We start from the raw sequence: 12,096 nt of genomic DNA, 5'->3' as shown, positions 1-12,096 counted from the left end.
TCTACTATCTTCTTAGTATTGTTCAGGCGAAACTCTTGTATCTTTATATTGAAACACTGAAGCAACGGCTGGATGCGATTAATCAACTCAGACTGGAACGAGCATTTGCATCGATGTGTGATGTTTTTAAACAGGTCTATGGTTTAATTCCTGTTTTATTACATTACCACCATCCTGAGTTGCCCGGCTACATACAAGGAAATGTTCCTCACGGTACATGTTTCTTTGAACCTGATGACATGCAACGTCAATGGGCGAATAAGCTGGTTAACGCATTATGTGATGATCCGATGGATGGATACGCCAATGGAGAGCTGCCAATTACTGGCATCTATTCAATGGGGAGTACTTCTTCTATTGGTCAAAGTCACTGCTCCGATATTGATATTTGGGTCTGCCATCAATCATGGCTGGATCAAGGTGAACGTGCACTTTTACAACGCAAATGCCAATTGATTGAACAATGGGCTGGTGAACTTGGTATTGATGTTACGTTTTTCTTAATTGATGAAAATAGATTTCGTCATCATGCAAGCGGTAGCTTAGGTGGAGAAGATTGTGGCTCTACCCAACATATTCTTTTACTTGATGAATTTTATCGTACAGCGGTACGCCTAGCAGGTAAGCGCTTGCTATGGACGATGGTGCCTATTGAAGAAGAGAATCATTATGACGAATATGTTAACTCCCTTTATGCCCAAGGTGTATTAACGCCAAATGAATGGCTAGATCTAGGGGGTTTAGGTGAACTTTCTGCTGAAGAGTATTTTGGCGCAAGTTTATGGCAACTCTATAAAAGTGTCGATTCACCTTATAAAGCGGTATTAAAAAGTATTTTATTAGAAGCCTATTCAGCGGACTATCCTAATGGGAAATTGCTGGCATTAGAAATGAAACAACATCTACATCGTGGCGAAATCGTCAATTACGGTTTAGATGCTTATTGTATGATGCTTGAGCGTGTCACTCGCTATTTGGTTTCTATCAATGATTTAACTCGCCTTGATCTTATCCGTCGTTGCTTCTACTTGAAAGTGTGTGAAAAATTATCTAACGAAAAAACACAAAACGAGCCAGAAGGTTGGAGACGACAAGTCTTATCGCAATTGGTCACTCAATGGCAATGGGATAATGAACGCTTAACCGTACTTGATACGCGTGATAGTTGGAAAATCGAACGAGTGCGCGATGCACACAATGAATTATTAGATACGATGATGCAAAGCTATCGAAATCTTATTCGTTTTGCGCGTCGTAATAATTTAAGTGTTAGTGCAAGCCCGCAAGATATTGGCGTCTTAACTCGCAAACTTTACGCTGCGTTTGAGGCATTACCCGGTAAAGTTACACTAGTTAACCCACAGATATCACCTGATTTATCAGAGTCACATTTAACCTTTATTTATGTACCACAAGGTCGAGCAAATCGTAGCGGATGGTATTTATATAATCGAGCCCCTGATTTTGAAAATATCGTTGGACATCAACCATTAGAATATAACCGCTATTTAAATAAATTAGTGGCATGGTCTTACTTTAATGGGTTGTTAACGAAAGAGTCTCGAGTTTATATTCATCAAGGAGAATCCTCTTGTGATGAAATTAAACTGCATGAATTAGTTAGGGATATGTCGAGCCATTTCCCAATTCGTTTACCTGCACCAACACCGAAAGCACTGTATAGCCCTTGTGAAATTCGACACCTCGCGATTATTGTTAATTTAGAAACTGACCCAACAGAGAGTTTTTCTGATCAAGTGGTTCACTTTGATTTTAGAAAACTCGATGTTTTTAGTTTCGGTGAAAAAGAGCAGTGTCTTATTGGTAGCATTGATTTGTTGTATCGTAACTCTTGGAATGAGGTCAGAACCCTTCATTTCAGTGGTACACAATCTATGTTGGAATCGCTAAAAACGATTTTAGGTAAAATGCACCAAGATGCGGCTCCACCTGCTTCTGTTGAAGTATTTTGTTATAGCCAACATTTGCGTGGTTTAATTCGTACTCGTGTTCAGCAGTTAGTCTCGGAATGTATTGAATTACGGTTATCAACAAATCGTTTGGAGCCAGGTCGTTTTAAAGCTTTACGCATTGCTGGGCAAACGTGGGGATTATTCTTTGAACGCCTTAATGTGTCGGTACAAAAATTAGAAAATGCGATCGAGTTTTATGGTGCAATTTCATATAACAAACTTCATGGATTGCCGGTTAAATTAGATAAAGATGCTCGCTATTTACCTGCGGTGATTGATGGTTTTGCTTGCGAAGGGATTATTCAATTCTTTTTTGAAACCACAGAAGATAATAATGTCTTTAATATCTATATCTTAGATGAAGCGAATCGCGTTGAAATTTATTCCCATTGTGAGGGAAGTAAAGAAGAGTTAGTAAAAGATGTTAGCCGTTTCTACTCTTCATCTCATGACCGATTCACATATGGCTCAAGCTTTATTAATTTTAACCTGCCACAGTTTTATCAAATTGTGAAAGTGGAAGGATTAACACAAGTGTTACCTTTTGCGGGTGGATCCTTTGGTAAATTATCCGATCTGGGAAGTAAAGAAGCCCAACCTGAGATGAATGTTATTGCCCACGGATTTACAGATTATAAAGCGGTGCAACATTCTTAATTGAGTACAAGCCAGTTAATACAAATGGGAGCCTTGATAGCTCCCATTATTGTAGTTAACTGTTGTGGCTAGCTACGTTTCTTAGAAAGAAAACGCTTCCCCACTTTGTTCTGTTATCGCTTGTGCTAGCATGGTTAAAAATTCACCGCCACTTCTATCACAAATCCATTGTTCATCTTTCCAATCAAAGTGATAGCCACCAGAGCGTGTCGCTAACCAAACTTGATGAAACGCTTCCTGACGATTAATAATAATTTTACTATTATTTTCAAAGGTTAATGTCATTACACCGCCATTGATTTCACAATCAATATCTGCATCACCTTCATAATTATCAATAGTTTGTTCTATTTCTGACAAGAGTTCGTCAGCTAATTGGTGAAATTCACTGTCGTTCATCTTCATTTCCTATTTGCTTTTCGAGATCTAACTGCGATTATAGAGGATATTAACCAAATAAATGACAGGCAGATTTCGAATGAAAACGTATTTACGTTGCACTCTTGCTATAATAACACTGATTTCTCTTTCTGGTTGTGGCTTGAAAGGCCCTCTTTATTTCCCTCCTGAAGATACTCAGGCAAAAATGACACAGTCATCCCAGCCAACCCAGCAAGTTGAGAGCGCCTCAACTCAGACCAATTAGTCAATCTTAGAAACGGTAACTTCGTTTCAGGCAGGGGCAAGATGCAATTTTCAAAAATGCATGGTCTTGGCAACGACTTTATGGTGGTCGATGCTGTGACTCAAAATGTTTATTTTTCACCAGAATTAATATGTCGATTAGCGAATCGTCATACTGGTGTTGGGTTTGATCAATTGTTGGTGGTTGAAGCACCTTATGATCCCGAACTCGATTTCCATTATCGTATTTTTAATGCAGATGGAAGCGAGGTTGCGCAGTGTGGTAATGGTGCTCGTTGCTTTGCTCGATTTGTGAGATTAAAAGGTCTTACAAACAAAAGAGAGATAAAAGTCAGTACACAGTCTGGCAGAATGACTTTGCATGTTATGGACAATGACGATGTGTGCGTCAATATGGGCGAACCTGAGTTCGAACCTCAAAAAGTCCCTTTCCGTGCACAAAAGGCAGAAAAGACCTATATTATCAGGGCAATGGAACGCACTGTATTGTGTGGTGTGGTTTCAATGGGAAATCCTCATTGCGTTATTCAGGTTGAAGACATTAAAACAGCAGAAGTTGAGTTGTTAGGACCAGTGTTAGAGCAACACGAACGTTTTCCTGAACGTGCTAATATTGGTTTTATGCAAATCGTAGACAGAAGTAACCTTCATTTACGGGTGTTTGAACGTGGTGCCGGTGAAACGAAAGCCTGTGGTAGTGGGGCTTGTGCAGCAGTCGCAATTGGTATTTCACAAGGTTTATTAGATAAACGAGTGAAAGTGAATTTACCGGGTGGATCGTTGCTAATTGAATGGAAAGGAGAGGGTAACTCTCTTTATATGACTGGGCCTGCGACGCATATTTATGATGGGATCATTCAGCTATAATATTATTTTTTGAGAGGCTATCTGTATGACGGATAAAAATGAGCAGTTCTGTTGCCCTGAAACAAACGAACTTAATGATCAACAAGTGATCCGTTATCTCAGGGAGCATCCTGGCTTTTTTATCCGTAATGCAAGTTATATTGAGCAAATGCAAGTTCCTCATCCCGTCAGAGGAACCGTTTCTTTAGTCGAATGGATAATGTCACGCCAGCGTAACCGCATCCATTATCTTGAAGAAGATATGCGTTTGTTGATAGAACAAGCCTCTGAAAATGAAGCACTGTTTAGCCAACTCTTATTATTAATTTCTGAACTATCCAACAGTGCTTCTCTTCACGAAATGCTCGAACGCTTAAACCTTTGGGCTAAGGGATTAGGGCTTTATTCAGTTCAATTACGCCTATTTACCGATCGCTGGCAATTACAGCCACCTTTAGATGCACAAGATCTACCATTATCTCGCCAAGCATTTGAACATTTTCGCATTCAGCGTATGGGCGATGATAATCACTATTTGGGTACATTAAATGGGCAAGAGATCATGTTATTGATGCCTAATGTACGACGCTCAGGTTCCGTTGCGCTCTCTTTGCTAGGGCATTATGGTGATTTGGGGGTGATTATTTTTAATAGCCGAGATAACCAACACTTTCAGGAAGGGATGGGAACAGTGATGCTTGATAAGCTCGCCCATATTTTACCAGAATTGTTACTTCGTTGGGTTGCAAGGCAATGAACCAGCAAATAGATATTCCAGAAACGCTCTCTGTCTCTATCGAACAATTCCTGCGTTATATTCAAGTTGAACGCCGATTAAGTCCTGTTACCGTAGAAAATTATCATCGCCAACTAACTGCATTAGCGCAAATGATGATAGCGATGAAAATCACACAATGGGTATCACTTGAAAGCCAACATGTACGAATGTTACTAGCGAAAAGTCATCGTAGTGGGTTACAGCCGACTAGCCTTGCTTTGCGCTTTTCGGCGTTACGTAGCTTTCTTGATTGGCAAGTGGCACAGGGAATGTTAGCGGTTAATCCAGCAAAAGGTATTCGTACACCTAAATCTGGTCGTCATCTTCCTAAAAATATGGATGTCGATGAAGTTAGCCAATTGATGAATATCGACTTAAAAGATCCCCTTTCTGTTAGAGATAGGACCATGTTGGAAGTGATGTATGGTGCAGGATTGCGTCTATCAGAATTGACTAACTTAAACATGAGCGATATCGACATGAATGAAGGTGAGGTTCGTGTTTTAGGTAAAGGAAGTAAAGAACGAAAAGTACCGTTAGGAAGAAAAGCGATAGAGTGGTTACAGAATTGGTTTCCGATGCGAGAGCTCTATGCACCTGAGGATAAAGCTGTCTTTATCTCAACCCAAAGTGGTAAGCGTTTATCTGTGCGCAGTGTACAAAAACGGTTTGAACTTTGGGGTATTAAACAAGGACTAAGTAGCCATGTAAATCCTCATAAATTACGTCACTCGTTTGCCACGCATTTATTGGAATCGAGTGGTGATTTACGTGCTGTACAAGAGTTATTAGGGCACGCTAATTTATCGACCACGCAAGTCTATACCCACTTAGATTTTCAGCATTTAGCGAAAGTCTATGATGCTGCTCATCCGAGAGCTAAGAGAGAAAAATCATAATGCGCTTTTACAGAACTCTGACGCCAATTGCTGCGATGACTTTTGATTTAGACGACACACTGTATGACAATGTGCCAGTAATGGACAGAACTGAAAAAGAGACGATGGATTTTATTCGTCAATATGATCTGCGTTTTAATCATTTTACAGAAAAAGATGTGAATGCCTATAAAAAGCCACTTATAGAAAATAATCCTGATATTTTTCATGATATTACGCAGTGGCGTTGGCTTGCAGCTAGAAATATGCTGTTAGATTACAACTACAGTGATGCCAAAGCACAACAAGGTGCTGATGAAATTATGGCGCACTTTGCTTATTGGCGTAGTCGCATTAATGTGCCTAAAAATACCCACCAAGTTCTCACAGAATTGGCACAGAAAATTCCATTAATTGCGATTACAAATGGTAATGCAAACCCATTAAGTTGTGGTCTAGGGCAGTATTTTTCACATATTTTAAAAGCCGGCCCTGATGGTCGCTCTAAGCCCTATCCTGATATGTTTGATAAAGCCGCTTCACTGTTAAATCTTCCACATGAGAAAATCCTACATGTGGGTGATCACCTTGTAACAGATGTCGAAGGCGCCGTTAATAGTGGATTGCAAGCGTGCTGGATTAACCTTGATAACCGTAGTTTGTTTGAAGAAGGTGAAACCAGAGTAATGCCACATATTGAAATTACAGATTTAAGCAAACTGATAGAACTCGTTTAATGTGATATTCGGTAAGAATGGTACAGATACACGCGGCTAAAAAAGGCTTTATTTTGCATAGCGCGTGAATTCCTGTTAGTTTGTTGCTTACTCTCTATTTCTGTATATATCCACAGTATTTTCTTCACTAAATGATTGGTAATTATGGACGTCTCATATCTGCTAGAAGGCCTTAACGACAAACAGCGTGAAGCTGTAGCCGCACCTCGTATTAATATGCTGGTGTTAGCTGGTGCAGGCAGTGGTAAAACACGGGTACTGGTACATCGTATCGCTTGGTTATTATCTGTTGAACAAGCTTCTCCTTTTTCGATTATGGCTGTGACGTTTACCAATAAAGCCGCCGCAGAGATGCGCCATCGTATTGAAGACTTAATTGGTACAAGTCAAGGCGGTATGTGGATTGGCACTTTCCATAGCCTTGCTCATCGCTTATTACGCGCACATTATCTTGATGCGAATTTGCCACAAGACTTCCAAATTATTGACAGTGATGATCAATATCGCCTTATTCGCCGTATTGTTAAGTCAATGGGTCTTGATGATAAACAATGGCCTGCACGTCAAGGTATGTGGTATATCAACGGTAAAAAAGATGAAGGTTTACGACCACAACATATTCAAACCTATGGTAATCCTGTTGAAACAACGTGGTTGAAAGTATATCAGGCCTATCAAGAAGCTTGTGATCGCGCAGGGCTGGTGGATTTTGCTGAGCTTTTATTACGCGCTCATGAACTTTGGCTTAATAAACCTCAAATTTTAGAGCATTACCAAAATCGCTTTACCAATATCTTGGTTGATGAATTCCAAGATACTAACCGCATTCAATATGCATGGATAAGAATGCTGGCAGGTCAAACGGGTAAAGTGATGATTGTTGGTGATGACGATCAATCTATTTATGGCTGGCGTGGTGCGCAAGTTGAAAATATTCAAAACTTCTTAAATGAGTTTCCTGGCGCAGAGACTATCCGATTAGAGCAAAATTATCGTTCTACAAGCAATATTCTAAAAGCTGCAAATGCGCTTATTGCCAATAACAGTGACAGGTTAGGTAAAAACTTGTGGACTGAAGGTGCAGAAGGCGAGCCTATTTCGCTGTATTGTGCTTTTAATGATTTAGATGAAGCACGTTATGTTGTTGGCCGAATTAAGCGCTGGCAAGAAGAAGGCGGTGCGCTAACAGACTGTGCCATTCTTTATCGTAGCAATGCTCAATCTCGTATAATGGAAGAGGCGTTATTACAAGCCGCTATGCCATATCGTATCTATGGTGGTCAGCGTTTCTTCGAGCGTCAAGAAATTAAAGATGCACTCTCTTATATGCGATTAACGGCTAATTGCCACGATGATGCTTCTTTTGAACGTGTTGTGAATACACCAACACGGGGCATTGGTGATAGAACATTAGATATTGTTCGCCAAGTCGCGAGAGATAACCAAATTACCTTATGGGAAAGCGCATTACAGGTTATCGAACATAAAATGTTGGCGGGACGTGCAACCGCTGCAATTCAACGATTCTTAGAACTGATTGAAACACTCGCCTCTGAGACAGCAGATATGCCATTACATGTGCAAACAGACCGAATTATTCGTGATTCAGGTTTAAAAGCGATGTATGAGCAAGAAAAGGGTGAAAAAGCCCAAGCCCGTATTGAAAACTTAGAAGAGCTGGTCACTGCGACTCGTCAATTTAGTTATCAAGATGAAGACGAAGATTTAATGCCACTGCAAGCGTTTCTTTCGCATGCCGCATTAGAATCGGGAGAAAGCCAAGCAGATGCATATCAAGATGCCGTACAGTTAATGACACTTCACTCTGCTAAAGGACTCGAATTTTCACAAGTCTTTATTGTGGGTGTCGAAGAAGGAATGTTCCCTAGTCAAATGTCGCTAGATGAAGGCGGACGTTTGGAAGAAGAGCGCCGCTTGGCTTATGTCGGTGTCACTCGAGCAATGAAAAAGTTAACACTCACTTACGCTGAAAATCGCCGTTTATATGGAAAAGAAGTCAGCCATCGACCTTCTCGTTTTATTGGTGAGTTACCTAAAGAGTGTGTCGAAGAAGTCCGTTTACGCGCAACAGTTTCACGCCCTGTTAATCATAGCCGCTTAGGCACGCCGATTATCAGCAATGATAGTGGCTATTCACTTGGGCAACGTGTGAAGCACCCTAAATTTGGTGATGGCACCATTATTAATATTGAAGGTAGCGGTGAGCATTGCCGATTACAAATCGCCTTTAATGGTGAAGGGATTAAATGGCTGGTGGCAGCATTTGCTCGGTTGGAATAAGCCTCGATTTAGAGTGAATTCGCATTACCCCATATAAAAAACACCCTTACTTATTTGGTAGATAAGTTGGGGTGTTTTTTTTAAGGGAAGTTCAAGTTGGTTACTTAATAATCTCGTTATCTATTCTTGCTTAATGGGATTAATTGATGAAACTCTCTAGTGTCTTCTTTCATACTTACTCTTTTATCGCACCTTGCTCGCGAACTTCGCCTGTCTTTTTTTCTAGTAATGAATTATTGATCGAAAATACTGAGGAAATTCTTTGTGATATTTATCATCCCAGTGAACCCATCAATGAATTTGAAGAAGATTTGTATTGTAAGCTATTGAGACACCAGCGTGATTTTGTTCCTCGCATTAATCTCTATTACAGTATCGTGATTAACCATATTCAATTGATTCATAACGCAATATCAACGTTATTTAGGCATTCACATCGCTACGCAGAGGAGATATCAAAGAGTGCGCATTTATTAAAGAAGAATAAGAAGAAAAAACTCTCTTCCGCTTTTATACAAATCAGCAATTTAGCGGAAGAGCGAGTTTTAGAGGGTTAACTACGTCTTAAATGGCGTTGTGTATAGAGTGCATCAAGTGTAAAGAGGATCAGCGCAACCCAAATAAAGCCAAAGGTGACTAATCGTTCTGCATCAATTTGTTCACCATATACCATTGTCGCGAGAATAAACATCAAGGTTGGGCCAATGTATTGGAAAAAGCCCAAGGTGGATAAACGCAGATGGTGCGCCGCCTCTGTAAAGAGTAATAACGGTACTGTGGTAATAATACCAGCTGCAATTAACAAGGTATTTAATGACCAACTATTTTCAAGCATATTGCTAGTCGGTGAATGTGTGAAAAATAAGATATAAACTAATGCGACAGGAAATAACCATAATGTTTCTACCAGCATGCCTGTTTGTGCATCAACACCCAATTTTTTACGCAGTAAGCCATAAAGGCCAAAGGTCACGGCGAGGCTTAATCCAATCACAGGTACTGAACCAAAGTGCCAGAGTTGAATAAATACACCAGTAAATGCTAAACCTACTGCTACCCATTGCATACGACGGAAACGCTCGCTTAAGAAAAGCATGCCAAACAGTACGTTAACCAGTGGGTTAATAAAGTAACCAAGACTGGCTTCTAGCATATAGCCGTGGTTAACCGCCCATATATAGGTAAGCCAGTTAGTTGCGATAATGATGGCAGTTAGTGCTAAAAGAAGAATCTTTTTAGGTTGGCGTATTAATTGGCGTAAATAAGGCCAATGACGGCTAATCGTCATTAAAATCAACATAAAAAAGAACGACCATAAAATACGGTGTGTTAAGATCTCTTCTGCAGGCACTTCTTGAATGCTTTTAAAATAGACAGGGGCAATACCCCAGATCAAATAGGCGCCTAAGGCACATAAAACGCCTTTCATCGTGTTTTTCTGGCTCATGCTATCTCTGGAATTGATGGAAAGGAAATGTGTGACGGGGTTATCATACCCAATGACATTATCTACTGTGTCATTAGGCATGTATTTTTACAAGTAATTAATACTAATCGAAGCATCATCGTGCGCAATGAGTTTTAACAAAGGCTTAACCTACAATATAGGTTGCTGTTCCACTGGCAATATGAACTTGTTTTTCATTATGTAATTCAACACGAGCAACAGACACTTTATTGCCACTGCGTAAAATATGGCTACTCGCTGTAAAACATTCCCCACGCCCTGGTCTTAAATAATCAACACGTAAGTCGATTGTGCCCATGTTAGCGAGTTTCTGTTCAAGTTGCTCTTGGGATATTGGTGCTAAACGTGTTAATGCGTTACCGACACAAACTAATCCCGCACTGACATCAAGTACAGAAGCAATGAGCCCGCCATGTAAGATACGTTGAGCAATATTACCGACAAGTTTATCTTGATACCGAAATTGAATTTCAGCGTAGTCTTGTTCAAAGCGAACTAGCTCTAAGCCGATTAATTGATTAAAGGGCATCTTATAAACAAAAACATGACCAATTAGTGTTTGAGCCTCTTCTAATGTTAATTGTTTTTCCATTTTTAGAACCCCTGATATCACGTCATTAAGTTAATACTATGTTAATAATACATGACAAAATCGTAATTGCACATTCGTGCTATAAATATAATGGTGTAAAAATATACGAGATTTAATGGCGATTACGTGTAAAATATGGACGCTAAAGTGTAATAAAGCACATATATAAGAACTAATTCTAAAGTAAGTACTAACTTCTATATTATTCAATAATGAAACAGGATAATTAACTATGCGTTACATCCGTTCTTTACTTGCGGTGGTTTTATTCTATCCAGCATGGGGATTTGCATCCGAAATACAAGCATCATCATCTCCTGCACCGCTTGTTCAGGGCAGTATCATTTCTGGTTTATTACAAGAATACGACTCACCTTTTGTTCTTTATCCTTATGAATCCAATTATATTATTTACACTGATACCTCTGATATGAATAAAGAGGCTATTCAAAGTTATGATTGGGGCAATAAGGCTAAAAAAGATGAGGTGAAATTCCAGCTTAGTTTGGCCTTCCCTTTATGGCGAGGTATTGCGGGTGAAAACTCTGTTTTAGCGGCATCTTATACCCAACGCTCTTGGTGGCAATTAAGTAATAAGAAAGAATCTGCCCCTTTCCGTGAGACAAACTATGAACCGCAACTTTTTCTAGGTTGGGCAACAGACTATAAATTTGCAGGTTGGACTCTTCGTGAAATAGAAACCGGCTTTAACCACGAATCGAATGGTCGTTCTGATCCCACATCTCGTAGCTGGAACCGTGCTTATGCGCGTTTTATGGTACAAAAAGGCAATTTACAGCTTGATCTAAAACCTTGGTATCGCTTTAGTGAAAGTGCTCAACGTGATGATAATCCAGAGATTAATCGCTATATGGGGTATTACCGTTTAAAAGCGGGCTATCGATTAGGCGAAAGTGTGATCACTGCGACTGGGCGTTATAACTGGAACAGTGGTTATGGGGCGGCTGAATTAGGTTGGAGCTACCCAATTACTAAGCATGTGCGTTTTTATACCCAAGTATTTAGTGGTTATGGCGAATCAATGATTGATTATAACTTTCGTCAAACACGAGTCGGTGTTGGCGTCATGCTTAATGATATGCTGTAATTTTCCCCGTTCTGGGTTAGCATAGCGCTATAAATGATGATGGCACCTTCAACATTGGTGCCTTTTCTTTTACTCCTCATCATAGTTTTTATCAGCAGCTTTTCAGAGGAACG

12 protein-coding genes are annotated in these 12,096 nt (G+C 39.9%); 9 read left to right on the top strand and 3 right to left on the bottom strand.

All coding sequences use genetic code 11. The features are described from left to right. The first annotated feature begins 35 nt into the window (after positions 1-35). A complete protein-coding gene (locus tag C0T34_RS11995; protein WP_098941391.1) occupies positions 36-2,630 on the top strand; it encodes a class I adenylate cyclase in 2,595 nt (864 codons plus the stop codon). Positions 2,631-2,711: 81 nt separating this feature from the next. On the opposite strand, the gene cyaY is transcribed toward C0T34_RS11995, so the two are convergent. After that, positions 2,712-3,029: an iron donor protein CyaY gene (cyaY, locus tag C0T34_RS11990; RefSeq protein ID WP_088494024.1), complete on the bottom strand. Its 318-nt coding sequence runs from the start codon at positions 3,027-3,029 to the stop codon at positions 2,712-2,714. 79 nt (positions 3,030-3,108) lie between these two features. Here cyaY and C0T34_RS11985 point away from each other — a divergent pair, with 79 nt between their 5' ends. From C0T34_RS11985 to C0T34_RS11955, 7 genes are all read left to right on the top strand, one after another. Then, on the top strand, positions 3,109-3,276 hold the full coding sequence (locus tag C0T34_RS11985) for a lipoprotein (protein WP_071788576.1): 168 nt from the start codon (positions 3,109-3,111) through the stop codon (positions 3,274-3,276). A gap of 41 nt (positions 3,277-3,317) precedes the next feature. Further along, entirely contained in the window at positions 3,318-4,142 is an 825-nt protein-coding gene (dapF, locus tag C0T34_RS11980) for a diaminopimelate epimerase (RefSeq protein WP_098941390.1), read from the top strand. A gap of 25 nt (positions 4,143-4,167) precedes the next feature. Next, positions 4,168-4,878: a DUF484 domain-containing protein gene (locus C0T34_RS11975; RefSeq protein WP_075674324.1), complete on the top strand. Its 711-nt coding sequence runs from the start codon at positions 4,168-4,170 to the stop codon at positions 4,876-4,878. Beyond that, a complete protein-coding gene (gene xerC / locus C0T34_RS11970) occupies positions 4,875-5,798 on the top strand; it encodes a tyrosine recombinase XerC (protein ID WP_109850213.1) in 924 nt (307 codons plus the stop codon). The genes C0T34_RS11975 and xerC overlap by 4 nt, the downstream gene beginning before the upstream one ends. After that, on the top strand, positions 5,798-6,514 hold the full coding sequence (yigB, locus tag C0T34_RS11965) for a 5-amino-6-(5-phospho-D-ribitylamino)uracil phosphatase YigB (protein ID WP_098941388.1): 717 nt from the start codon (positions 5,798-5,800) through the stop codon (positions 6,512-6,514). The genes xerC and yigB overlap by 1 nt, the downstream gene beginning before the upstream one ends. A 144-nt stretch (positions 6,515-6,658) precedes the next feature. Continuing rightward, positions 6,659-8,815: a DNA helicase II gene (gene uvrD / locus C0T34_RS11960; RefSeq protein ID WP_109850212.1), complete on the top strand. Its 2,157-nt coding sequence runs from the start codon at positions 6,659-6,661 to the stop codon at positions 8,813-8,815. A gap of 146 nt (positions 8,816-8,961) precedes the next feature. Beyond that, positions 8,962-9,372: a hypothetical protein gene (locus C0T34_RS11955; RefSeq protein ID WP_098941386.1), complete on the top strand. Its 411-nt coding sequence runs from the start codon at positions 8,962-8,964 to the stop codon at positions 9,370-9,372. Here C0T34_RS11955 and rarD read toward each other — a convergent pair. Next, complete coding sequence (gene rarD, locus C0T34_RS11950) at positions 9,369-10,262, bottom strand: EamA family transporter RarD (protein WP_109850211.1); 894 nt, start codon at positions 10,260-10,262, stop codon at positions 9,369-9,371. The genes C0T34_RS11955 and rarD overlap by 4 nt on opposite strands. Before the next feature lie 145 nt (positions 10,263-10,407). Beyond that, entirely contained in the window at positions 10,408-10,875 is a 468-nt protein-coding gene (locus tag C0T34_RS11945) for a thioesterase family protein (RefSeq protein WP_075672777.1), read from the bottom strand. Between the two features lie 232 nt (positions 10,876-11,107). Here C0T34_RS11945 and pldA point away from each other — a divergent pair, with 232 nt between their 5' ends. Continuing rightward, a complete protein-coding gene (gene pldA / locus C0T34_RS11940) occupies positions 11,108-11,983 on the top strand; it encodes a phospholipase A (protein WP_088494016.1) in 876 nt (291 codons plus the stop codon). Positions 11,984-12,096 lie beyond the last annotated feature (113 nt).

It is taken from the genome of Proteus sp. CA142267, from assembly GCF_003336825.1.
Taxonomy (GTDB): domain Bacteria; phylum Pseudomonadota; class Gammaproteobacteria; order Enterobacterales; family Enterobacteriaceae; genus Proteus; species Proteus terrae.
This window is presented reverse-complemented; position numbering and strand designations above follow the sequence as displayed.